Here is a 23,597-nt window from a genome sequence, read left to right on the forward strand (position 1 = left end):
CGCATCGCGTCGTCGGTGAGGGTCAGGGCGTTCAGGCCGCCGGCGTGATCGACTGTCACGGTGACGTCGCCGTCGGGTGATTCCGCGGTGGCGTCGATCTGTTTCATGCGCCGGGTGAGTTCCAGGGTGGTTTCGGTCTGTTGCTGGACGCGCCACTGCCAGTCGGCGAGCAGGTCCTCCGGGTCCTGTGGCATGGCTTCCCCTCCCCGCCGGGATGCACCGGTCCGCGATCCGTGGCGGATCGCGGGCGCCCACCGAAGCGGGCGCCCACACTGGTACACACCCGCGAGCGGGGGCGGGTTCAACCGAATCAGCTCCATCGACCCGCCGGGGGCACCTCCGAGCGTCAGGCGGCGGCCGGCACCGGCGCGGAACGCCACTGTTCCGAGCCGAACACCTCGTAGCGGATCCGCGTCCTCGTCGACGGCACCGGCTTCGCCGCAGAACCGCCCACCTCAACCGCGCCGACTTCCTGCCCACCTCACCGCCGTCGGTCGCCGGTCCGGACGAGATCAGCGAGGTACGCGTAACCACGCGTCGGCCGCCACGGGGGCCTACCTTCGGCGGCGGAATCGAAGCAACTCGCGGATCATCAGAACGGCGATGAAACCGGGCAGAAGAGCGGCGATCGCCAGCGGGAAGCCGAGCCAGGTGAGCCACTGGCGCTGCTGACGGTCCTCGCGGGAGAGCTGCCTGCTCTGCTTGTGCAGGCCGTGGTCACCGACGCGGATATCCCGGCCGATGTCGGCAGGGCTGAAGATGCCGTCGTTCACCAGGTCGTCGATGTCTCCGTCGTCCCATCGAACGGTGACGTCACAACGATGCCAGTAACCGAAGCCTTTGTTGCTGACCGGCCCATGCTCTCGGCAGTGGTCGACGGCGGCCCGGCCGGATCGATCGGCGTCCTCGAAGTCACGCCCGGCCAGCCGGATGAGAGTGATGCCGGAGCCGAGAAGAACGAGGCTGAGCAGCACGATTCCGGCCAGGACCGCGGCCGAGCGTATCGCGCTGCCCGATCGCCGGCTGACGACAGCTGACTGCGGCCCGGAGCTGGCGGCTTCCCGTTCGGACTCCTCGCGGTCGAGCTGGGCCTTGAGTGCTCGGATCTCGGCGAGGCGCCGGGCCGTCCGGTCGTCACGCGACTCCATGCGGATCCCTCCTCAGGCAGGAAGAACGATGGGCGTCGGCTCGGCGCCGCCATCGCTAGTATTGTCGGCGGCCGATCCGCTGTTCTGGGAACCATTGGTCTGTGCCGCGGAACGCCCGGTGTTGACGAGGACCTGCCGGGTGGGGCCATAGACGCGGATGTCCCCCTGGCGGAGCACGCCATAGGCGTCAGGCCATGCTTTCCATCCCTGCTTGGCGATGTCGGCGGCCTCCGCCCGGTGCGCCACCAGACGCAGAACGTTCGCGTTGGCCTGTCCGATCTCGGCCAGGAATCCCTGCAGCTTTCCGGTGAGCAGGCTGATCTCGTTGATCTGTGCGAACAGCCCTTTCAGCACGGTCAGGATCCTCGTGCTGGCGTCGAAGGCCAGCAGAGTGATCTCGGCGATCGCCTTGGGCGCCAGCACGCCGGTGGCCGCTTGCAGCGCTTTGGAGATCATGGCGCCGACCACCTGGGCGATGATGTCACGGATCGTGTTGCGAGCCACCCCGACGATCGCCCCCAGGACGGTGGCCGCCTTGCTCATGCCGTCCGCGACCTTGCCCATCGCCTGGATCGACTCAGCATGATCGTGTGCCCGTTTCCGGTAGGCGTCGGCCGACTCGGCTGTCCAGCCGGCAGTCGAGCTCTTGACCTCCGCGACGTAGAGGCCCGCCGCGTCGTAGAGGCGCTTCTCGATGTTCTTCCAGCTCTGCGCGTGCCCCTCGATGGCTTTGGGGTCGCCCATCAACTTGTCGAGCGGCTCACGCAGGATGCTCCAATGTTCCATGAGCCAGCCGACACCGGCGGCGAAGGCACTCTGGAGCGGGTCCATGACCGTGCCGAGGGCGGACAGGAGGGTCGCGACCCCGTTGCCGGCGGCCCCGACCCAGTCGCCGCTGAACGCGTTGTCCACGAATCCGCTGGTGGACTCAAGGATGCCGGCGCCCTCGTACATCTTGGTCCGGCTCTCGGGAGCGATCAGGCTCGCCCGGCCGACGTAGGTCTCGCTCATCGTCCGGGCTCCCGGAAGCTCAGGATCTGGGCGGCTTCGCTGTCGGTCAGGCTGATGTTCACCGTGAGGGCACGCAGCAGATCGGCGAGATGTGCCGTCGCATCGGTTCCGGTCCGCATCTCCTGGACCGCGTGATCCTGCGCCATGTTGAGGAACGGCAGGATCAGAACGCTGGGCCACTCGCCGTATACCTCGTCATGCTGATCAAGGTAGGAGGTGGCTGCGGCGACCTCGGCGAGCATGTCAGCGATGTTGTCCACCATTGTCGCGTGCGAGCCGACCGCCTCGACGTCGATGTGGAGCTCCGGTACGGCCATCACCGACCACGCTCCCGGCGGTCGTCGCACGGTGGGGCGGGGAACTGTTCGGCGTAGGTGTCGGCGACGAACGACGTGGTGGCGGAGTCGGCGCCGTAGATGCTTCTGGCCAGCTCGGCCATGCCTTCCGCGAGCTGGAACTGCGCCCTGCGGGCGGTGTCCAGGATGAGCCGTGCCAGCTCGTCCGGATACCGTCGCATCGCGTCGTCGGTGAGGGTCAGGGCGTTCAGGCCGCCGGCGTGATCGACTGTCACGGTGACGTCGCCGTCGGGTGATTCCGCGGTGGCGTCGATCTGTTTCATGCGCCGGGTGAGTTCCAGGGTGGTTTCGGTCTGTTGCTGGACGCGCCACTGCCAGTCGGCGAGCAGGTCCTCCGGGTCCTGTGGCATGGCTTCCCCTCCCCGCCGGGATGCACCGGTCCGCGATCCGTGGCGGATCGCGGGCGCCCACCGAAGCGGGCGCCCACACTGGTACACACCCGCGAGCGGGGGCGGGTTCAACCGAATCAGCTCCATCGACCCGCCGGGGGCACCTCCGAGCGTCAGGCGGCGGCCGGCACCGGCGCGGAACGCCACTGTTCCGAGCCGAACACCTCGTAGCGGATCCGCTCATCGGGGATGCCACGCAGGTGCAGACCGGCCCGGACGGCCCGCATGAACGGCATCGGACCGCAGAGATAGACCTCGGCGTCCGGGTGGACCGGGATCAGGTCGGTGTCGATCCGGCCGGTGTACGTGTCCGGGCCGGCGGCCGCCTGCTCGTACCAGCGCAGGCTGCGGAAGGAACGCAGCCGGGCCCCGTTGGCCGTGATGTCGGCGCGCAACGGGTGCCGGTCCGGGGCGCGGTCGGCGTGCACCGCGGTCACCGCCCGGATGGGCTGGGTACGCGCCACGTGCTCCAGCATCGCCGCCATCGGGGTGATCCCCACCCCCGCGCTGATCAGCAGCAGGGGGGCGTCGCCGGGCCGCAGTGTCAGGTCGCCGAACGGCCGGCTGACCGGCAGTTCGTCGCCGACGCCGACGTGGTCGTGCAGGAACCCGGACACCACTCCGTCAGGGGCGCCGCCGGACCCGCGGACACGCCGCACGGTGATCCGCAGCGTCCCGCCGGTCGCCGCCTGGGACAGCGAGTACTGCCGCAGCTGGCGTCCCGCGCCGGGCAGGTCGGCGGCGACTGTCACGTACTGGCCGGGCCGGAAGTCGGGCGCGGGCCCGCCGTCGGCCGGGACCAGCACGAACGAGACCGTGTCGGCCGCCTCGGCGACCTTCTGCGCCACGGTGAAGGTGCGCCACGGGTCGTCGCCGTCCGCTCCGGCTTCGGCGTAGAGGCGCGCCTCACGGCCGATCAGCCGGGCCGCGAACAGCCAGTAGACCTCGTCCCAGGCGGCGGCGATCTCGGGTGTGACGGCGTCGCCGAGCACCGTGCCGACGGCGCGGAGCAGGTAGCGGCCGACCATCGTGTACTGCTCCGGGCGGATGCCGAGGGCGCAGTGCCGGTGCGCGATCCGCTCGACGATGTGTTCGAACGCCGACGGCGAGGGCCCGGCGCCGATCAGATGGGCGGCGTACGCGGCGACCGCCCCGGACAACGCGCTCCGCTGCTCACCGGTGGCCTGCGCGCTGCGGCTGAACAGGTTCAGCAGCTCCGGGTTCTCCCCGAGCATCGTCCGGTAGAAGACGCTGGAGATCGTTTCGAGGTGTTCGCCGACGACCGGCAGGGTGGCCTCGATGACCGGGGCACTGGATGCGGACAGCATGGGGGTCTCCTTGCTAGACACGGTGAGAGCCGAGGGTGAGCAGGACCTGCCGCACCGGCGGGGCGGCCAGGTCACCGACCGTGAGGGGGTCGAGCGAGGCGTAGAACGCCTCCTGTGCGACGCGCAGCGCCCCGCGCAGCCGGCAGCCGCCGCTCAGCGGGCAGGCCGGCTCGCCCTCGCAGTCGACGACCTCGGTGTCACCCTCGAGGTCGCGGACCAGCCCACCGATGGACGCTCCGGCCGCGCCGGTGGCGAGCCGGACGCCGCCGCCCCGGCCACGCACCGTCTCCAGCAGGCCCCGGTGCTGGAGCCGCTGAACCACCTTGGCGAGGTGGCTGCGGGGGACCACGACCGCGTCCGCCAGCGAGTCGATGGTGTGCAGGTCGTCCGGCCGGGCGGCGGCGAGCATCAGGACGCGGAGGCCGATGTCGGTGGAGCGGTTCAGTCGCACGCGTCGACCGTACTAAAAGAGGACTATAGGATTCTTGTTTTGAGCCTTAAATCACGGAGGGGGCGCACCCCCTCCGTGATTTAAGCGATCAGCTGAGTCTGAACACCGTCGCCTTGTCGGCGACCGTGATCCGTCCACCGGCATGGCGCAGGTACTTTCCGGGCGTGACCCGGATGGTCACGCCGCCCTTGGTCGCGATCCGGGTCACCGGCGTACCGGTGGCGCTCAGCGACACGGTCGTGCCGCTGACCGTGACGAACTTGCCCGGCTGGTCGACGGACTGGATCGTCTCGGTGCCGTCGGCGGCCGCGACGAACCGGAACTGGGTCAGCTCCAGCTCCCGAGGCGCGTGCGCGGCCCGGATCACGTCACCCTCGTGCTTGACGAACGAGCGCGGCTTGTCCGACGGCGACAGCCGGACGATCGGCCCGCCCGACCCCACCGGGATGCCGAACATCGGCGTCCCGTCCTCGTGCCAGTAGACCTTCTGCACACGGGTGTGCCGGTTGGGGTCGTAGAGCGGGTCGCCGGTGATCGCCTTGTAGTCGCGGGCGTGGTAGACCAGCACGTCCGTGACGCCGTCCTCGGCGACCGTGAACGAGTTGTGGCCGGGTCCGAAGCGCTTGGTCGCCTCGTTGGTGACGAAGATCGGGTCCGGGTTCTTGACCCAGCTCTCCCGCTTGAGCAGATCGTCGCCGGCGGAGGCGGTGAGCAGGCCCATGCAGTAGTTCGCGTCGGTCGCGGCGGCCGAGTAGGTGATGAACACCTTCCCGTTGCGGATCAGCACCGCCGGGCCCTCGTTGACCTTGAACCCGATGACCTCCCAGCTCCTGGTGGGCGTGGCGATCCGGGTGGGCTTGGTCTTGAGCGTCCACGGGTTCGCCATCTCGGCGATGTAGAGGCTGGTGTTGACCGCGATCTCCGGCTCACTCTGCGCCCACACGAGGTACTGCCGGCCCTTGTGGGTGAAGCTGGTGGCGTCGAGGGTGAAGCCGTCCCACTCGGTGGCGAGCTGGCCCTTGAGGGTCCAGCCGGCCGGGTCGCGCGGGTCGTCGAGCGCCGACTCCATCACGTAGGTGCGGATCCGGAACACTTCACCGGCGTCGCCGGCGGCGAAGTAGATGTACCACTTCCCGCCGATCCGGTGCAGCTCCGGCGCCCAGATGTGACCGCCCATCTTCCCACTGGTGGGACGGCGCCAGATGACCGTCTCCTCGGCGCCGGCCAGTCCGGCGATGGTGGGCGCGCCGCGCACGATCAGGCGGTCGTACTCCGGCACCGAGGCGGTGAAGTAGTACATGCCGCCGACCGGCTTGGTGATCCAGGGGTCGGCGCGCTGGCTGATCAGCGGGTCCACGGTGGGCACCCCGTAGATCGCGGCGTCGCTGGGCAGTGGCCCGGGCTGCGGGGCGCCTTCCGCGCCGCTGGCGGTGAGCGCGCCGACGGCGCCGGCGGCGGTCACCCCGAGCGAACCTCGCAGCAGGGTACGGCGACTGAATGCGTACGTCATGGCTGCGTCCCCTTATCGGGTCTTGATGCGGAGGAAGGTGACCGAGTTCGCGGGGAACTCGCGGGTGAAGGTGGAGGAGATCCCGCCGACGGTCGTGGTGACCGGCTGGATCGGCTCCGCCGACCGGGTGTTCTGCTCGCCCGGGTCACCGGTGATCACGGTCTGCTTCGCGGTCCGGGCCACCTTGCGCCCACCCAGGTCGATCTTCGTGACGGCCGGGGTGTCCTGCGCGTTGACGACCTTGACGATCAGCTCGCGGGCCTTGGTGTCCTCGGTGACAACCTGGGCGAACGGCTCGGTCACCGCGTTGTCGTCGAACGAGGCCCACTCCACGCCGTTCAGGAACAGCGTGACCTTGGTGCCACGGACCTGGACCTTGAGGTCGTAGGTCTGGCCGGTCGTCACCGTGTTGGGCTTGGTGAGGATCTGCTCCTTGGCGCTGGTGACGCCCTTCTCGACGGCGCCCTGGGTGTTGTTCCAGCCGCCCAGGTTCCACCAGTAGAAGTTGCCGGTCTCCTGGATGCCGAACGCGACCAGGAAGCCCTCGGCGCCGGCGGTCTTGGTGGCCTTCAGCGTGTAGTCGTAATCGGTCTCGCTGATGGTGGCCGCCTTGACCATGGTGTCCTCGGCCGCCGTGTCGGTCTGCGTGTAGGCGCCGTTGGTCACGCTCCACGTGCCCCGCGGCTGCACCGCGCTCCAGCCGTCGGCATTGCCGTCGCTGAAGTCGTCGCTGAACAGCACGCTGCCGTCCGGCCTGGTGACCTTGACGTCGTCGTAGGCGGCGGCGGTACGCCAGGTGGAGAGCCCGATCCCGCCGGTGATCGGCTTCGGCCGCACCACGTCGCCGGTCGTCGTGGTCGGGATGACCTTGTCACCGACGTTGTTCATGAACAGCTTCTGCACCTGGTAGCTGGTGGAGCCCCACGACTCGTCGTTGTCGAACCAGATCATGTCCGGCTTCCACTGCACGTTGTCGATGTTGGCGAGCAGCGGCGCGTAGGACGCCATCTTCACCACGTCGGCGTTGCGCTCCAGGCCGGTCATGTAGGCGGCCTCGGCCAGCGAGTTGAACAGCTTGTTGTCCAGCGACGCGTATTCGCCGAGGAAGACCTTCGGGCCATTGCGGTCGTACGAGTCGTAGCGCTTGTTGTTCTGCAGGAACCACGACGGGCTGTTGTAGTAGTGCTCGTCGACCATGTCCGAGCCGTGCGCCCGGTTCTTGGCCCACAGGTTCTCGAACGTGCCGCCCTGATCGTCCGGGCCGGAGTTGCTGACGACGGTGATCGTCGGGTGCTTCGCCTTGATGGCGGCCTCGAACTTGAGGAAGTTCGCCCAGTACTCCTCGGGCAGGTTCTCCTCGTTGCCGACGCCGATCGTGGTCAGCCCGAACGGCTTCGGGTGCCCCATGTCGGCGCGCAGCTTGCCCCAGGTGGTCGTGACCGGCCCGTTGGCGAACTCGATCAGGTCGAGGGTGTCCTGGATGTGCTTCTGCAGCAGCGCCTCGTCGACGGTGGCGCGGTTCTGGCCACAACCGGTGACCAGGGCCGGCACCACCGGCAGCGGCATGGCGCCGATGTCCTCGGAGAACTGGAAGTACTCGTAGTAGCCCAGGCCGTAGGTCTGGTTGTAGCCCCAGAAGTTCTTGTTCGTGGCCCGCGTCTCGACCGGCCCGACGGTGTCCTTCCACTGGTAGGACCGGGCACGCGGGTAGTTGTTGGCGGCGTCGTACGGGTACATGCTGCCGGTGTTGACCAGGCAGCCGCCGGGGAACCGGACGAAGCCCGGGTCCAGGTCGGCGATCTTCTGCGCCAGGTCCTTGCGCAGGCCGTTGGCGCGGCCCTTGTAGGTGTCCCGCGGGAACAGCGAAATCTCGTCGAGCCGCAGCGTGGTGGCGCCGGACGCCTTCACCGAGAGCCGGGCGGCGTCGCTGGTGGCGGTGGCCCTCAGGGTGCCCGTGTACTTCTTCCAGGTGTCACCGGAGACCGCGACTTTCAGCGGCGCCGAGAGAGCGGCGCCGTCCGCGGTCTGCAGCGTGATGTCGAGCGTGGCCGCGGCGTCGGCCCGTGCCCAGACCGAGAAGTTGTAGTGCTCCGACCGGGCGACCGCGAGCCCGGTGTTGTAGCCGGCGTTGGTGACGCCGGCCGCGCCACTGAGCTTGAGGTAGTTGCGGTTGCGCTCGTGGAGCCGCTGGTCGTCGTTCACCACGGTGGCCGAGCCGGAGGTGGTCCAGGCGGTCAGCCCGGTGTAGCCGGCGGCGTCGGTGGCGTTGAACTCGAACGAGCGGTTGCGGACCAGTTCGGCGTAGAGACCGCCGTCGGCCGCGTAGTTGATGTCCTCGAAGAAGACGCCGTACATGGACCTGGGAATGGCGGCTCCGGTCGCGCCCGGGCTCACCGTGATGGTGTAGTCAGGCTCGACCGCGTAGGCGGCGACGGGCGGGGAGACCGCGAGCGGGAGCGTGACCAGAACAGCGGCCGCGCCCGCGAGGCGGTAGGGGATCTTGCGCATGAGGGGTCCTCCGGTGCGGATCGCAACGGTTTCAGAAGTGTTTCCGGTGGACGATCTCAGCAATGTGTACGCAAACATCGACACCCCTGTCAAGAGTTCGCAGTCGATGGTCTTGCAGCGCTGCAACCCCGGGAGTAGGGGTTTGTTAACGCTAACCAGGCAGAACGCCGACGAGGGCGCCCCCCGGCCGGATGGGGATTGCCGGCGGGTTCCCGGGCCCCCGTCGCCGATGCGCCCGATTGCGCCGACCGCTTGCGAAAAGTCCTCGAAACCCTGAGGTTGTACGGAGAAGCGCGGCTCAGCCTCTCGCGGGTCGGTAGGCGCGGTGGACGTGGCGAAACCACGGGCGCACTGTGTGACGAGTCGATATTGCTGGGCAAACGTGACGGACGTTCACGCCTCGTTCACTTCGACGGCACCTGTCCAGGGTGGTCGCGGTCGACCTGGGCTCTTAGCGTCCGGGCAGCCCGTCATCGAGTCCGGTGACGAGAGACCGAGGAGAACCGATGCCAGACCAGATTCGCCGACTGCTGCCGCTGCTGGGACACAGTGGCGGTAGCCGAGACGCGATGACTTGTCTGTACCGATGTGGCAACGCGTGTGACCACCCCGTACCGAACGAGTCCGCGAACCCGTACATCGGTGACGTGGTGAACGCCGAGATGACCCGCCGTGGCGTGGTCCGCGCCGGCGCCGTCGGCGCCATGGTGCTCGGCTTCGGCGGGTCCGCGCTCGCGGCCGCCGCGCCCGCGGCGGCCGCCCCGGCCGCCGGGCCGCTCGGCCACCCCGGCCCTGGCCACCACCACCAGCCCCAGAAGGCCGGCAGGCTGACCTTCGACACGGTCCCCCCGAACACCCTCGACCAGGTCACCATCCCGGCCGGCTACCGGTCGTCCGTGGTGATCCGCTGGGGCGACCCGGTCGTTCCCGGCGCGCCCGCGTTCGACGTCGACAACCAGACCGCCGCCGCCCAGTTGAAGCAGTTCGGCTACAACAACGACTTCGTCGGCGTCATCCCCATCCCCGGCCACCGGGACCGCGCCCTGCTCGTGGTGAACCACGAGTACACCAACGAGGACCTGATGTTCCGCGGCTTCACCAGCCACGACGCCCTCACCGTCGAGCAGGTGAAGATCGCCATGGCGGCGCACGGCCTCTCCGTCGTGGAGATCGAGCGCGTCGGCCGCACCGGCGAGTGGAAGCAGGTCTTGAGCCGCCGCCTCCGCTACAACCGCCGCATCACGATGCTGGACACCGAATTCAAGCTGACCGGCCCGGTGGCCGGCACGGCGCTCGTCAAGACCGCCGCCGACCCCTCCGGCAGGATCGCCATCGGCACGCTGAACAACTGCGCCGGCGGCGTCACCCCGTGGGGCACCGTGCTCTCCGGCGAGGAGAACTTCAACCAGTACTTCGTCGGCGGCGATGCCGTCGCGGCCGACGTCAAGCCGAAACTGGCCCGCTACGGCATCTCCACCACGGCCCGCTACCCGAGCGGCAGCCGCAAGTGGGAGCGGGCGCAGGAGCGCTTCGACCTGGCCCGGCACCCCAACGAGGCCAACCGGTTCGGCTGGATCGTCGAGATCGACCCGTTCGACCCGGAGGGCCGCCCGCGCAAGCACACCGCGATGGGCCGGTTCAAGCACGAGGGTGCGAACGTCATCGTCGCCAAGAACGGCAAGGTCGTCGCGTACATGGGCGACGACGAGCGCTTCGACTACCTGTACAAGTTCGTCTCGGACAAGAAGTACATCGACAGCGACGCGCCGTGGGCACGCAAGCACAACCTGACCCTGCTGGAGTCGGGCACGCTCTACGTCGCCAAGGTGACCGGCGACAGCCCGGCCACCGAGATCGACGGCACCGGCAAGCTGCCCACGGACGGCAAGTTCGACGGGCGGGGCGAGTGGATCAAGCTGGTCTCCGGTAACACCTCGTTCGTGCCCGGCATGACCGCGATCGACGTGCTCACCTTCACCCGGCTCGCCGGTGACGCGGTCGGCGCCACCAAGATGGACCGTCCCGAGGACGTCCAGCCCAGCCTGCGCACCGGCAAGATCTACGCGGCGATGACCAACAACTCCAACCGTGGCGTCGGCGCCAACGCCAAGGCGGACGAGGCCAACCCCCGCAACGCCAACAAGCACGGCCACATCTTCGAGATCACCGAGGACAAAGGCGACCACACGGGTACGAGGTTCAGCTGGCAACTTCCGATCGTCTGCGGTGACCCGGCCTCGGCCGACACCTACTTCGGCGGGTACGACAAGAGCGCCGTCTCCCCGATCTCCTGCCCCGACAACGTCGCCTTCGACAGCGCCGGTAACCTGTGGATCTCGACCGACGGCAACGCGCTGGGCAGCAACGACGGCCTGTTCGCCACGCCGATCGAGGGCAAGGAGCGCGGCCACCTCCGCCAGTTCCTGACCGTGCCCCCCGGCGCCGAGACCTGTGGGCCGTTCATCACGAAGGACGACAGGTCGGTCTTCGTCGCGGTCCAGCACCCCGGCGAGATCAGCGGCGCGTCGGTGGACAATCCGGCCTCGGTCTGGCCCGACGGCGACTTCGCCAAGCCCGGCGTCGTCGTGACCTGGCGCAAGGACGGCGGCCCGATCGGAAGCTGATCCATCCGGGCTTCCGGGCCTCCGAGCTTGGGCAAACGGCCGCGGCGTTCGACGCCGCGGCCGTTCCTTTCCTGGTAAGGCCCACCTAGCATGGCGGCCGTGCTTCTCAAGCTGTTCTCGGCGCTGGGCCGCCACCCCCTGGCCGTCCTGCTGACAGCGCTGGCCATGGGCACCGGCGTCGGCGTCCTGCGGGAGACGGCGGGCAGCCCGGTCCGGGACGCGGCCGACCTCGGCTACGCCGTGATCCTGCTCGGCTCGTTCGGATCAGCCGTCCTGGCGCTCTACCGGTACCGCCCGGCGACCCTGATAGCGCGACCCCACGTTGCCGCCTTCGACACCCCGCCCGACGTCGGACTGACGCTCGTCATCGCGGCCGTCACCTTCCAGGGCAGCGGGACGATCGCCGACCGGTTGTGGGAGATCGCCGACGGACAAGAACTCCGGGGCATCGGCCTGACCTTCGCCATGGCATGGGCCGTCATCATCTCCCTGGCGTGGTGGCGGTTGCTCCGCCCACTGCGGGTCCGGCTGCGGCCCGATGGCATCGAGGAACACCGGGCCTACGGCGCGATGTTCGTTCCCTGGGAGGCGTTCGCCGGTGTCGGATACCCGGCGGTCCCCGACGGACACGGCCGGGTCGCCCTCACCTTCTCCCGGCCGGACCTCGTCCGCGGCCGCGGCTGGCGTCCCCTCGGCTCGGCCTTGGGACCCGCCGGCACCGATGCGCTCTTCCTGTCCCGGGTGCTCCACGAGTACGCCCACCGCCCCGACCTGCGGGCCGCCATCGGCTCCGAAGCCGAACGCGACCGTCTGGTCCAGACGTGGGGCAGCACCCCCGCCCTACGCTGATATGCCGCGATCGCCGCCGAGGACGAACCCCGCCGCCCGAGCTCGGGCCCTGAACGTGCCCGGCCGGCGGCGGCTCTGCGCAGCACCATCGACCCCTTCAGGCCGACGTGGCCACCGGCCCACCCGCGCGCCTCCCCACGCCACCGATCGCGATCCACACCGACCGCGTTCTTGGTCTGGCGGCGTTCTTGCTTGGTCTGGCGGCGTTCTTGGTCTGGCGGCGTTCTTGGCCTGACCGCGTCCTTCGCCCGACCGCGTCCCTCACCTGACCTTGCCAGCGCCGTTCGGCCGCGGCTGACCGCCCGTTAGCCGCACCGGCGATGGGGGATGCGGGCGGCGATAGGCCGACGTGCGCGATGTCGAAGGGGTGGCCTCGCGTCCGGGGCCGCAGATCTTCGCATTCGTGGCGCCCCACCTCGTGCGCGGACAGAGGGCGCGGCGTCGACCCCCGACCCGCCGTAGTCCGTCGCTGGAAAATCTGGGGCGGCATGGTGTGTGCCAAAAGTCTGACACCCGTTGTGGGTGTAGCTAACACCCACAACGGGCGTCGAAAAATCGGACGGCAGGACGGCAGGACGGCAGGACGGCAGGACGGCAGGACGGCAGGACGGCAGGACGGCAGGACGGCAGGACGGCAGGACGGCAAGACGCCAAGACGCCAAGACGCCAGGACGTGTCCGTCCGCGGGCACCCGGTGGCTGAGCCGATCTTGGCTGGCTGGTCATGAGCGCGGTCCGCGGCGGGTCCGGGCGGAGCTCACGGTCAGCAGGCAGGACCGGCCAGGATCCATCCCGGTCCCCGGGGTTCCACGACCTGCCCCAGCGGTCCACCACGTCCATGCGGTGCTTCCGGGATCGCGTTCGCCTCCGCCGACTGTAGATCTGCTGGCCGTGCGAATCCGCGGTCGAAACGGACGCGAGGCAGCACTCTCGCACGGCCAGCAGGTCAACTCACTGGAGAAGCCAACGGACCCGGGTTGATGCCGTGTTCACACCGTTGCCTAGGCGCTCCCGAGGGCAGGGGGCGTCCGGGACATGGCGGCCGTTGGCCGGGGCCCGGCCGGGGGCAGGAGTCCAGCGTCGGGCCGGGGCCGGGGCCGGGCATGGCAGGGCAGGGCTCGGGTAACGGGGCGGAGGCCGGAGGGCGGAAGTAGGGGCCGGAGGCGGAGGCCGGGACCGGGACCGGAGCCGGGGCTGGGCGGGGGCCGAAGGTCGGGGGCCAGCTTGTCGTAGTGGCGGCTGCGGGAAGGTAGCCGGGTGTCGGTGGAACCCGACCGGGGCGACCTCAACGGATTGGCGGCTGTGGGGTTGTCCAGGTGGCGGCGGTCGTTGGCGGGGCCACCTTGTCGGACTGGGGGTCCAGGGGCTGTGCCAACCTCGGCGCTGCCGTGCGCGCGTGCCGGACGATCCATACGCGATCGACGGTAGCGGAGACGGTCGATGTCGCACGCGGTCGGGTGGCCTGAGGACGGGTGTCATTCGGCTGGGTGATCCGCATGCCTGTAATTCGGCTGGTGATCCGCATGGCACCTACGGCCGGGTGATCCGCATGTCTGTCATACGGCTGGTGATCCGCATGGCGCCTACGGCTCGGTGATCCGCGTGGCGTCCGGGGTGACGGTGGGGCGGTGGTGCCACACCTGTCAAAGGGGCGGGCGGCGATCCGCCGATTGCCGATCTCCCGACCCGGCGCGGGAGCTGGCAAGCTGGCCGCCATGAAGGTTCTGCTGCCCGACACCATCGAACTCGACCCGGAACTCCCGGCCGGCGTGGAGACGGTCGTCTACGACGCACGGCGGCCTGTGCCCGACGAGCACACCGACGCCGAAGTGCTGGTGGCCTGGGGCAGCACACAGGAGAACCTGTCGGACGCGGCGCAGCGGATCAAGTCGGTGCGGTGGGTGCAGACGCTCGCCGCCGGGCCGGACGCGGTGCTGCAGGCCGGGTTCGGGACGGACGTGCTGGTCACCGCCGGCTTGGGACTTCACGACAAGACCGTCGCCGAGCACACGCTGGGTCTGGCGCTGGCCGCCGCCCGTCGGCTCAACCTGCTGGTCCGGGCCCAGATAGGGCATCGCTGGGCCGGAGAACTGGGCGGACTGCAGCCGGTGCGGGAGGAGAGTTCCTTCCGCACGCTCCGCGATGCGAACGTGGTCATCTGGGGCTTCGGCGGGATCGCCGCGACCCTCGCCCCGTTGCTCGCCGCCCTCGGCGCGAACGTGACCGGAGTGGCTCGCACCGCGGGCGAGCGGCACGGCTTCCCGATCGTGACTGACGCCGAGTTGTCCGGCGTGCTGCCCTCCACCGACCTGCTGATCAACATCCTGCCGGCCACTCCGGAGACGACTGGTGTCCTCGGCGCCGCGATCCTGGAGCGGCTGCCCGCCCACGCCTGGGTGGTGAACGTCGGTCGCGGCGCCACCCTCGACGAGGCCGCTCTGCTCGCCGCGATCCGTGCCGGCCGGCTCGGCGGCGCCGCCCTCGACGTCTTCGAGACCGAGCCGCTGCCAACCACCTCCGGCCTATGGGACGAGCCCAACGTGATCATCACTCCGCATGCCGCCGGCGGTCGTCCTCTCGGGGCTTCCGCCCTGCTCACCGACAACCTGGCCGCCTACCTGGCCGGCACCCCGCTGCGCAACGTCGTAACCCGCTAACCTCGCCTGGCCTCGCCTACCCTCGCCTGGCCTCGCCTAACCTCGCCTAACCTCGCCTGGCCTCGCCTACCCTCGCCTGGCCTCGCCTAACCTCGCCTGGCCTCGCCTGGCCGACGCACCCGTCCCAGGTGTTGATCTGCTGGCCGTGCGAATCAGCGGTCATAACGGACAGGAGACAGCGCATCCGCACGGCCAGCAGATCGGCTCAGCCGGAAAGCCCACGGCGCGGGGTTGCTGTCTCGTTCACACCGTTGCCGAGGCGCTCCTCGCTGCCACCCGACCACGCGTGATGTTGTGAGTCTTCGCCCTCGTGAGGGCCGCGAAGCCACAAGGTCGCGGGGGGTGATGAGGGTGGGGTAGGGGTTGCATCATGCGGCTGTGGCGTGGCGTGGCGGGTCGGTCAGCGGGAGCGGGCCCGGACGTGGACGCGTTCACCCTGGGGGCCGAAGATGTTGATCAGTTCGGCGGGCTCGGGGCCGGGGTTGGAGACCGAATGAGGCAGGCGGGTGTCGAACTCGGCGGCCTCGCCAGGGGTGAGCACCAAGTCGTGGTCACCGAGCAGGAGCCGGACTCGGCCCGAGAGGACGTAGAGCCATTCGTACCCCTCGTGGGTCTGTTGTTCATGGCCGCACGACGACGGTGAGGGCGGCAGGATCTGCTTGAAGGCCTGCAACCCGCCCGGTCGGCGGCTGAGCGGGAGGAATGTGTGCCCGTCCCGCTGGATCGGGCGGGACCGGACCCGTGGGTCGCCGGTCTCCGGGGCGTCGACCAGCTCGTCGAGGGTGACCTGATAGGCCTCGGCCAGCGGTAGCAGGAGTTCCAGGGTCGGCTTTCGGCTGCCGGATTCGAGGCGGGACAGGGTGCTCACCGAGATGCCGGTCGTCTCGGCCAGCCGGGTGAGCGTCATCTCCCGCTGCTGCCGCAGCTCACGCAACCGGGGTCCGACGGCGGCCAGTGCCGACTCCAGATCTTTTGCCATAACAGCAACATTAGTTGCCGCATCCATGGGTGCGGGGCACGGTGGTCGGGAAGCGGAAGCCCGACGCGCCATCGGGAGAGAACCCCCGGTAGGCGACAGATCAGTGGAAGCGGCCGGCGAAAGTCCGGCGGGCGGAGCAGGTGCCGTGCACGGTGGCGTGTCGGACGAGAAGGAGAGGGGTACGCCGGTGGAGGAACAGACGTACGACGTCGTGGTTGTCGGCGGCGGGGCGGCCGGGTTGAGCGGCGCCCTGGCGCTGGCCCGGTCGCGGCGGTCGGTGCTGGTGCTGGACAGCGGGGAGCCGCGCAACGCTCCGGCGGCCCACATGCACAACTTTCTGGGCCGGGACGGTGTCCCCCCGGGTGAGCTGCTGGCCGACGGCCGAGATGAGCTGGCTGGGTACGGCGTCGAGGTGGTGACGGCCCGAGCCGGGTCGGCGGTCCGCGACGACGCCGGTTTCCGGGTCGAGCTGGAGGACGGCCGGGCGGTGCGGGGCCGGCGCCTGCTGGTGACGACCGGCCTGGTCGACGAGTTGCCGGCGATTCCGGGGCTGGCCGGGCGTTGGGGGCGGGATGTGGCGCACTGCCCGTACTGCCACGGGTGGGAACTGCGTGACCAGCGGATCGGTGTGATCGCGAGCGGGCCGCTGAGCGTGCATCAGGCGCAGATGTGGCGGCAGATCAGCCCGCACGTGCTGCTGCTGCTCAACGGCGGGGACGCGCCGGCGGCCGAGCAGGGTGAGGAGTTGGCGGCCCGGGGCGTGCCGGTGGTGCCGGGGGCGATCGAGAGCGTCGAGGTCGCCGGGGACCGGTTGACCGGGGTTCGTCTCGCCGACGGTGACGTGGTCGCGGTCGACGCGGTGGTGGTCGGCCCGCGGTTCACCGCCCGGAGCGGGGTGCTCGAGGCGCTCGGCCTGGTGGCGGAGCCTTTCGAGATGCACGGGCACCGGCTGGGCAGCCGGATTCCGGCCGACGAGAGTGGCGCGACGTCGGTGCCGGGCGTGTGGGTGGCCGGGAATGTGACGAACCTGGGCGCGACCGTGGCGGTCGCGGTCGCCGGTGGGCAGACCGCCGGCGCGGCGATCAACATGGACCTGATCGCCGAGGACACCCGGGCCGCGGTGGCCGCGTACCGGAACCGGATCGCCACCATGTTCACCGAGGACGCCTGGGAGGAGCGGTACCGCGGGAAGGACGCCGTGTGGAGCGGCCGTCCCAACCCGGTCCTGGTCGACGAGGTGAGCGGGCTGGCGGTGGGCCGGGCCCTGGACGTCGGCTGCGGTGAGGGCGCTGACGCGGTGTGGCTGGCCGGGCGCGGCTGGCAGGTGACGGCGGTGGACATCTCCTCGGTGGCGTTGGGCCGGGCGGCCGGGCACGCGGCCGACGCCGGGCTCGCCGAGCGCATCACCTTCCGGCACGCGGACCTTCGCACCGACGAGCCGGGGGAGGGGTACGACCTGGTCAGCGCCCAGTTCATGCACCTGCCGCCGGACGCCCGCCGGGAGCTGTACACCCGTCTCGCCGCCTCGGTGGGGCCCGGTGGCACACTGCTGGTCGTCGGTCACCACCCGTCGGACCTGGCGACCTCGGTCGGCCGGATGCACTTCCCGGACATGCTGTTCACCGCCGAGGAGATCGCCGGTCTGCTGGAGCCCGGCGGATGGAAGATCGTCACCGCGGAGGCCCGGCCGCGGACGGTGACCGACCCGCAGGGCCGTGAGATCACCATCCACGACGCGGTCCTGGTGGCCCAGCGTCAACGCTGAACAATGCACCGTGGGCGATATGTCCGAGTTTTGGCAGAATGGTTTGTAGCGAACCGGGCAAATCGGCAGCGTAGTCGCGACGGCCTTGCTGGAATGAGCACATGCGGCCGGATGATGCTGAAGGACTCACCGGCCCGGGCGACGACGCCCGGGCGGCGCTCGCGGCCTGGCGCGACGGGATCGTCGACTCCGGCGGCGCCAACCGCCTCATCGACCTGCCCCGCGGCGGCGCCGACCTGGTCGAGATCGTCGCCCCCGATCCGGCGGGCGTCATCGAAGCCCTCCGGCACGGCCGGGACTGCGCGCTCACCGGCTCCAGCGGCGACGGCCCGGGAGGCAAAGGCGCCCGTCCCGGCGACAAGGGTGGCAGGCGCGCCGCCTCGCACGGCCTCCGCACCGACCTGCCGGACGGGGTGCTGCAGCCACTGCTGCGCCGCCTCGGCCGGCACGCCCAGCAGGAGCGGGCCGACCGCGGCGTGGACGTCCTCTACGTCGCCGTCGGCCTGCTGCACTGGCAGGACTCCAGCGGCAGCGCCTACGCCAGCCCGCTGCTGCTGATCCCGGCCGAACTCGTCACCCTCGGCCCCGGCGATCTGCCCCGGCTGCGTGCCGGCGCCGGTGACCCGGTCGTCAACCCGGCCCTCGCCGCCCGCCTGAGCCTTCTCGGGATCACCCTGCCCGAAGCCGGCGACCTGCCCGGCCTCGACGTCGGCGGCCTCCTCGCCCAGGTGACCGCCGCCGTCCGGGGACGGGCCGGCTGGCGTACCTCCGGCATCGCCGTCCTGGCCCGCTTCGACCCCGCCGCCGAGGTGATCCGCCGCGACCTCCTCGACAACGCCGACCGGATCCTGGAGCACCCGGTCGTCCGCGCGCTGGCCGAGGCGGACGGCACGCCGGGCGCGTTCACCTTCGCCCCGATCACGCCCGCCGAGATCGACGTCCTGGCGCCACCCGACGACGTGCCGCTGGTGCTGGACGCCGACGCCGTCCAGCGTGCCTGCGTGGCAGCCGCCTGCGAGGGGCACAGTCTCGTCGTCGACGGCCCGCCCGGCACCGGCAAGTCACAGACCATCGCCAACATGATCGCCGCCCTGGCGTACTCCGGGAAGCGGATCCTGTTCGTCTCCGAGAAGGCGTCCGCCCTGGACACCGTGCAACAGCGGCTGGCCGCCGCGGGGCTCGGCAACTACCTGCTCGACCTGCACGGCGCCCGCGCCTCCCGCAAGCACGTCGCGGCGGCGCTCGCGGCGGCGCTGGAGGCCGCGCCCCTTCCGGCGCCCGGCATGGAGCCGGAGGCGCGGGAACTGCTCCGCGAACGGCGCGAGCAGCTCAACGCGTACGCCCAGGCCGTGAACGAACCGCGGGAACCGCTGGCCCGCAGCCTGCACGAGGTGATCGGGCGCTTCGCGCGTCTCGCCGACGTGCCGGAGGCGCCGGCGCCGGCGCTGCAGGCCGCCGCCCTGACCGAGGCCGCGCTGGACCGCGTCCGGGACGCCGCCGACCGTCTCACCAGCGCCTGGCGGCCCGCCAATGAACGCAGCGGATTCCGCTGGCGTGAGGTGGCCGAGCGGGAACCGCTCGCCGCGGCCCTCCAGGAGGCGCTCCTCGCCCTGGACCAACTCGCCGACGCCGCCGCCGAGAACGCGATCGTCGCCTCCGCCTTCCACCTGCGCCTGCCCACCGACGCGGCGACGCTCGCCGAGTACGCCGAGCACGCCGCGCAGCGCCCGCCCGGTGTCGCCGACCAGTGGCTCACCGCCACCAGCATGCGCCCGGTCCGGCAGGCCGCCGAGGAACTGGGCCAGCGGCTGGAGGTGAGCCGGCGGGCCGCCGAGGCGGTCCGCAACCGGGCCGGCGTCTCGTGGGAGGTGCTGACCGCTCCGATGGACGTGGAGGCGGTCCCCGAGCCGCCCCGGCTCGACCCGCCCGCGGTGCGCCTGGAGCCGCTCGCCGCCGCCGAGGCCAAGGCGCTGGCGGACCGGTTCGCCGCGGACGCCGACGAGTTGGAGCACCAGCAGCGCAGCCTGGACCGGGCGACGTCCCGGCTCGGCCTGCCCGACGTGGTCACCTTCTCCGACGTGGAGCTGGTCCACCTCGTCACCGAGCTGGGTGCCCGGACGGACAAGCCGGAGCCGGCCTGGTTCGCGTCCGGCGCCCAGTCGGCCGTGCACGCCGCCGCCGGGACGCTGCGCCTGCACGTCGACGCGGTGAACGCCGCCCGCGCCGCGGCCCACGAGATCTTCACCGACGCGGTGCTCGACGAACCGGTCGAAGACCTGGCCGAACGCTTCGCCACCGTGCACCGCGGCGCCCGCAAACTGCTCGCCCCGCACCGGCGCGACAAGGAGGCGGTGGCCGGCTTCACCCGGCCCGGCGCCGGCGTGGACGAGGCGGTCGCCGAACTCGGGCTCGCCGTCGCCTGGCGGCGCGCCCACGAGGGCCTGATCGCCGCCGAACGGCAGCACGCCGGGCTGCTCGGACACTACTGGAAGCGGCTCGACACCGACTTCCCGGCGATCGGCCGGGCCCTGCAGACCGTCGCCGACGTGCTCCGGGTGACTCCGCCGGAGGCCCTGAGCCAGGTCGTCGAGTACGTCTGCGCCCGGCACGTCGGCACCGACGAACTGCACCGGACGGTCACCGAGGCCCGCGACGTGTTCCGGCACTGGCGGGCCACGCTGCGGCCGGAACCCGACGCGGCGGCCCGGCCGGAACTCGGGCACGGCCCGGTGCAGCACGCCATCGCGTGGATGCGGGCCCAGGTCGGCACGCTGCGCGACACCTCCGCGGTCCTGCGGCAACTCGGCGACGCCGTCGGCCGGGACCTCAACGTCGCCGAGGCGGAGGGCGTCATCGAGGTACGGCGGGGCGTCATCGACGCCGAGAAGGCGTTCGCCGCCGCGGCCCACTCGTACGAGACCACGCTCGGGCCGGTGTTCCAGGGCAAGCAGACCGATCTGCGGGCGCTGGAGGACGCGATCGAATGGACGGCGCACGCCCGTTCGCTGCGGACCGGCACCGACGCCGCGCTCAGCGGCGAGCAGGCCCAGGCGATGACCGCCGGCCGCCGGACCCCCGACCTGACCGGCCTGATCGACGGCTGGCAGACCGCCCGGCAGCGGATCATCGACGCCTTCGGCCCGGCCCGGCAGGTCCGGCTCGGCACCGCTCTGGACCGTTACGAGACCGCCCGTGACCTGTTGCGTGACCTGCTCGACGACGAGAGCGGGCAGCACGAGTGGTTCGAGTACCTGGCCGCGCGCGGGGTGCTCGCCGAGTACGGCCTGGACACCGCCATCGACTACTGCGCCGACCACGCGGTGGACGTGAAACGGCTCGGCGACGTGATCGAGCGGACCGCGTATCGGGCCTGGATCGACGCGATCGTCGCCGACGACGAACGCCTGCAGCCGCTGGCCTCGCCCGCCCGTGACGAACTGGCCGCCGAGTTCCGCCGCCTCGACGCGGAACTGCTCACCCACGCGGCCGGCACCGTCATCGAGGCCCTCAACTCCCGCCGCCCGGCCGTCACCGACAGCGGCGGCCCCGCCCTGATCCGCGCCGAGGGCGTGAAACAGGACGGCCACCTGCCGGTACGCGACCAGCTCGGGGCCGCCTGGGACACCGTCACCGCCCTCAAGCCGTGCCTGGTCATGCCGCCGGCCGCGGTCAGCCGCCTGCTGCCCGAACAGGCCGCCTTCGACGTGGTGGTGATCGACGAGGCGTCCCGGATGACCCCGGCCGCCGCGGTGGCCTGCGCCTATCGCGGCACCTCGCTGGTGATCGTCGGCGACGACGCGCAACTGCCGCCGGCCGGGGACCAGCCGTCCGTGCTGGTCGTCGCGAACGACTGCGGCGCCTTCACCCGGATCGGCCTGACCAACCACTACCGCAGCCGGCACGAGAGCCTGATCGCCTTCGCCAACGAGGCCTTCTACCAGGGCCGGCTGGTCACCTTCCCGGCCGCGCTGGAGTCCGGGCCGGACCTCGGCGTCGAGCTGCACCCGGCGAGCCGGGAGACCGAGGCGGCACTGGTCGCCGCGCGGGTCCTGCACCACTTCACGCACCGGCCGTTGCTGTCGCTGGGCGTGATCACGCTGACCGCCGCGCACGCCGACGCGATCGCCGACGCCGTCGAGGCCGCTCTGGCCGGCCGGCCCGACCTGGAGAGCATGCTCGGCGACTTCGTGGTCGAGGGGGCCGACGCGGCCCAGGGCGACGAACGTGACGTGATCATCCTGTCCACCGGCTCCGACCTGGGCGCGGCCGGCGGCCCCACCGGCGCCCGCCGCCTGGACGTGGCGATCACCCGGGCCCGGCAGCGGGTCGAGGTGGTCTCCTCGATCAGCGCCGCCGACCGGGAGGACGCCACCGGCGAAGGGGAACGCCGGCTGGCCGCCTACCTCGAATTCGCCGAGGGCGGCGCCCTCGAATCCGCCGCGCCCGAGCTGACACCCCTGGAGGAGTCCGTCCGCGACGCCGTCGAGAACTGGGGATACCCGCTGCACACGGAGGTCGGGTCGGGCCGTGTCCGGGTTCCGGTCGCGATCCGCAACCCCGGCTCGTACGCCCTCGGCGTCGTCTGTGACGGCCCCGGATACCAGCTCTCCCCGTCGGCCCGCGACCGTGACCGCCTGCACGACCAGGTGCTGGAGGGGCTCGGCTGGCACCTGCACCGGGTGTGGAGCACCGCCTGGTACAGCGATCGGGAGACCGAGGAGGCCCGGCTCCGGGTCGCCGTCGAGAACGCGCTGGCCACCCCGGACGTGTTCGCCGACCTGCCGGACGAGACGCTGACCGCCCGCCCGGCGCAGCTGCCCGAGTGGGCACTGCCCTACGAACGCGCCGGGGTCGAGCCGCTGCCGGCCACCGCCCGGGCCGACGACGAGGCGGCCCGGCGGCTGCTGATCCGTACGGTCGAGCACATCGCCGAGGTCGAGGGCCCGGTCCACGTCGCCACCCTGACCCGCCGGATCCGCGAGGCGTGGGGGATCAGCCGGCTCACCCAGCAGTTCAAGGCCGCGATCGAGACCGCGATCCGGTCGTCGGGCGCCGGATTCGACGGCACCTTCGTGACCGCCTCCGACGCGCCGATCCCGGCTGTCCGCGTCCCCGGCGACGGGGTGACCCGTAAACCCGACCAGGTCTCCGACGCCGAACTCCAGCTCGCCCTGGAATATCTGGTCCTGGACGCCGGCCTGGTCGAGAGCGAGGATCTGCTGGCCGCCGGTGGCCGGCTCTTCGGCTGGAGCGGCAGCCGGACCGGCGCGGCCCGGCTGGCCGCGATGCTCGACGACCTGGTGTCGGCGGGCCGGCTCATCGCGCACCGCAACGGGCTGATCGCCGCCCCGGAGAACGACCTGCTCGACCTGCCCGACCCGGCCACGCTGCCGCACCGGGAACAGGCGGGAGTCGGGATGCGCGTCGAGCTCGAACTCAACCTTTGACGTAGTCGTCGTGCGGGATCCCGGCCGCCCACAGCACGGTCCGGGCCCGTACGCAGTGCCGGACGATCGCCGGGTCCTCGGTCGCGGCACCGCCGGCGAAGACGCCGTCCGCCGAGAACAGGGTGAACACCACCCGCCGGTCGTCGAAGAGCCAGAAGTCGTCGTCGCCGACGGGCAGCCCGTCCGTGCCGTTGCGGGGCAGCCACCTGATGTCCTCGCCGGCCTCCACGTTGAGGCGGGAGATGCTCAGCAGCCAGCGCGTGTAGTCATGATGCGGCACCGGCACCACCCGCAGGCGCCGGACGCTGCGCCCCGCCTCGGTCACCTCCCGCACCACGTCCAGCCACGGCCGCTGCCAGGCGAAGTCGTCCGGTTCGCCGTCCAGGAACCGCTGGAACGGTGCCGACTCCTCCGGGGAGTGGTAGGCGTCGCGGACCTCCAGGTGGAACGCCGTCCGCTCGAAGGACCGGAACATCCGGTGGAACGCGTCGGCCCGCAGCAGCAGCATGCGTTCCACCCTGACCACTGTGGACGCCGATGGTCCACTCGACGGCGGTGTTGACGCACGGGGAGGAA

General features: G+C 71.1%; 16 protein-coding genes and 1 pseudogene. 6 read left to right on the forward strand and 11 right to left on the reverse strand.

All coding sequences use genetic code 11. The annotated features are described in order from the left end of the window. The 9 genes from QLQ12_RS20275 to QLQ12_RS20315 form a co-directional block, all read right to left on the reverse strand. Window positions 1–194 (reverse strand): YbaB/EbfC family nucleoid-associated protein (locus QLQ12_RS20275; RefSeq protein ID WP_282761792.1); only part of this gene is annotated, 194 nt, incomplete at its 3' end. Window positions 195–554: 360 nt separating this feature from the next. Continuing rightward, a complete protein-coding gene (locus QLQ12_RS20280) occupies window positions 555–1,148 on the reverse strand; it encodes a DUF6346 domain-containing protein (protein ID WP_282761793.1) in 594 nt (197 codons plus the stop codon). A 12-nt stretch (window positions 1,149–1,160) separates the two neighbouring features. Then, window positions 1,161–2,159 (reverse strand): hypothetical protein, encoded by a 999-nt coding sequence (locus tag QLQ12_RS20285; protein ID WP_282761794.1) that lies wholly within the window; start codon window positions 2,157–2,159, stop codon window positions 1,161–1,163. Continuing rightward, a complete protein-coding gene (locus QLQ12_RS20290) occupies window positions 2,156–2,476 on the reverse strand; it encodes a type VII secretion target (protein ID WP_282761795.1) in 321 nt (106 codons plus the stop codon). Before QLQ12_RS20290 ends, QLQ12_RS20285 begins: the two co-directional genes overlap by 4 nt. Then, window positions 2,476–2,865 carry a YbaB/EbfC family nucleoid-associated protein gene (locus QLQ12_RS20295; RefSeq protein ID WP_282761796.1) on the reverse strand — a complete coding sequence of 130 codons (390 nt, stop codon included), beginning with the start codon at window positions 2,863–2,865 and terminating at the stop codon, window positions 2,476–2,478. The genes QLQ12_RS20290 and QLQ12_RS20295 overlap by 1 nt, the downstream gene beginning before the upstream one ends. A 152-nt stretch (window positions 2,866–3,017) precedes the next feature. Further along, window positions 3,018–4,232, reverse strand: coding sequence for a globin domain-containing protein (locus QLQ12_RS20300; protein ID WP_282761797.1), 1,215 nt, complete (start codon window positions 4,230–4,232; stop codon window positions 3,018–3,020). 13 nt (window positions 4,233–4,245) lie between these two features. Further along, window positions 4,246–4,683: an RrF2 family transcriptional regulator gene (locus tag QLQ12_RS20305; protein WP_282761798.1), complete on the reverse strand. Its 438-nt coding sequence runs from the start codon at window positions 4,681–4,683 to the stop codon at window positions 4,246–4,248. A gap of 88 nt (window positions 4,684–4,771) precedes the next feature. Next, the gene (locus QLQ12_RS20310) at window positions 4,772–6,193 is read right to left on the reverse strand and encodes a glycoside hydrolase family 43 protein (RefSeq protein WP_282761799.1); all 1,422 of its coding nucleotides are present in this window, start codon (window positions 6,191–6,193) and stop codon (window positions 4,772–4,774) included. Between the two features lie 12 nt (window positions 6,194–6,205). Then, entirely contained in the window at window positions 6,206–8,701 is a 2,496-nt protein-coding gene (locus QLQ12_RS20315; RefSeq protein WP_282761800.1) for an alpha-L-arabinofuranosidase C-terminal domain-containing protein, read from the reverse strand. Between the two features lie 506 nt (window positions 8,702–9,207). Between QLQ12_RS20315 and QLQ12_RS20320 the strand changes: the two genes are divergently transcribed. The 3 genes from QLQ12_RS20320 to QLQ12_RS20330 all read left to right on the forward strand — a co-directional run bounded on the left by QLQ12_RS20320 (window position 9,208) and on the right by QLQ12_RS20330 (window position 14,830). Further along, window positions 9,208–11,325, forward strand: a complete 2,118-nt coding sequence (locus QLQ12_RS20320; protein ID WP_282761801.1) for a PhoX family protein — start codon at window positions 9,208–9,210, stop codon at window positions 11,323–11,325. A gap of 99 nt (window positions 11,326–11,424) precedes the next feature. Continuing rightward, window positions 11,425–12,174 (forward strand): hypothetical protein, encoded by a 750-nt coding sequence (locus QLQ12_RS20325; protein WP_282761802.1) that lies wholly within the window; start codon window positions 11,425–11,427, stop codon window positions 12,172–12,174. Window positions 12,175–13,888: 1,714 nt separating this feature from the next. Continuing rightward, on the forward strand, window positions 13,889–14,830 hold the full coding sequence (locus QLQ12_RS20330; protein ID WP_282761803.1) for a phosphoglycerate dehydrogenase: 942 nt from the start codon (window positions 13,889–13,891) through the stop codon (window positions 14,828–14,830). A gap of 400 nt (window positions 14,831–15,230) precedes the next feature. On the opposite strand, the gene QLQ12_RS20335 is transcribed toward QLQ12_RS20330, so the two are convergent. Beyond that, the gene (locus tag QLQ12_RS20335) at window positions 15,231–15,809 is read right to left on the reverse strand and encodes a helix-turn-helix domain-containing protein (RefSeq protein WP_282761804.1); all 579 of its coding nucleotides are present in this window, start codon (window positions 15,807–15,809) and stop codon (window positions 15,231–15,233) included. A gap of 187 nt (window positions 15,810–15,996) precedes the next feature. Here QLQ12_RS20335 and QLQ12_RS47385 point away from each other — a divergent pair. From QLQ12_RS47385 to QLQ12_RS20345, 3 genes and pseudogenes are all read left to right on the forward strand, one after another. After that, window positions 15,997–16,947, forward strand: a pseudogene (locus tag QLQ12_RS47385) (NAD(P)/FAD-dependent oxidoreductase); the annotation flags it as partial. Between the two features lie 12 nt (window positions 16,948–16,959). Continuing rightward, window positions 16,960–17,574: an SAM-dependent methyltransferase gene (locus QLQ12_RS47390; protein ID WP_456049086.1), complete on the forward strand. Its 615-nt coding sequence runs from the start codon at window positions 16,960–16,962 to the stop codon at window positions 17,572–17,574. 101 nt (window positions 17,575–17,675) lie between these two features. Further along, the gene (locus QLQ12_RS20345) at window positions 17,676–23,021 is read left to right on the forward strand and encodes a DUF3320 domain-containing protein (RefSeq protein WP_282761806.1); all 5,346 of its coding nucleotides are present in this window, start codon (window positions 17,676–17,678) and stop codon (window positions 23,019–23,021) included. Here QLQ12_RS20345 and QLQ12_RS20350 read toward each other — a convergent pair. Continuing rightward, entirely contained in the window at window positions 23,011–23,529 is a 519-nt protein-coding gene (locus QLQ12_RS20350) for a DUF6879 family protein (RefSeq protein WP_282762012.1), read from the reverse strand. The genes QLQ12_RS20345 and QLQ12_RS20350 overlap by 11 nt on opposite strands. Window positions 23,530–23,597: the final 68 nt, after the last annotated feature.

This window comes from Actinoplanes sandaracinus, from assembly GCF_030009775.1.
GTDB classification, from domain to species: Bacteria; Actinomycetota; Actinomycetes; order Mycobacteriales; family Micromonosporaceae; genus Actinoplanes; species Actinoplanes sandaracinus.

Bases quoted from the DNA above. Each gene is read 5' to 3' on its own strand.
- QLQ12_RS20320 (WP_282761801.1), top strand. From the start codon at position 9,208: ATGCCAGACCAGATTCGCCGACTGCTGCCGCTGCTGGGACACAGTGGC.
- QLQ12_RS20285 (WP_282761794.1), bottom strand. From the start codon at position 2,159: ATGAGCGAGACCTACGTCGGCCGGGCGAGCCTGATCGCTCCCGAGAGC.
- QLQ12_RS20295 (WP_282761796.1), bottom strand. From the start codon at position 2,865: ATGCCACAGGACCCGGAGGACCTGCTCGCCGACTGGCAGTGGCGCGTC.
- QLQ12_RS20290 (WP_282761795.1), bottom strand. From the start codon at position 2,476: ATGGCCGTACCGGAGCTCCACATCGACGTCGAGGCGGTCGGCTCGCAC.
- QLQ12_RS20330 (WP_282761803.1), top strand. From the start codon at position 13,889: ATGAAGGTTCTGCTGCCCGACACCATCGAACTCGACCCGGAACTCCCG.
- QLQ12_RS47390 (WP_456049086.1), top strand. From the start codon at position 16,960: ATGTTCACCGAGGACGCCTGGGAGGAGCGGTACCGCGGGAAGGACGCC.
- QLQ12_RS20315 (WP_282761800.1), bottom strand. From the start codon at position 8,701: ATGCGCAAGATCCCCTACCGCCTCGCGGGCGCGGCCGCTGTTCTGGTC.
- QLQ12_RS20280 (WP_282761793.1), bottom strand. From the start codon at position 1,148: ATGGAGTCGCGTGACGACCGGACGGCCCGGCGCCTCGCCGAGATCCGA.
- QLQ12_RS20350 (WP_282762012.1), bottom strand. From the start codon at position 23,529: ATGCTGCTGCTGCGGGCCGACGCGTTCCACCGGATGTTCCGGTCCTTC.
- QLQ12_RS20345 (WP_282761806.1), top strand. From the start codon at position 17,676: ATGCGGCCGGATGATGCTGAAGGACTCACCGGCCCGGGCGACGACGCC.
- QLQ12_RS20335 (WP_282761804.1), bottom strand. From the start codon at position 15,809: ATGGCAAAAGATCTGGAGTCGGCACTGGCCGCCGTCGGACCCCGGTTG.
- QLQ12_RS20300 (WP_282761797.1), bottom strand. From the start codon at position 4,232: ATGCTGTCCGCATCCAGTGCCCCGGTCATCGAGGCCACCCTGCCGGTC.
- QLQ12_RS20310 (WP_282761799.1), bottom strand. From the start codon at position 6,193: ATGACGTACGCATTCAGTCGCCGTACCCTGCTGCGAGGTTCGCTCGGG.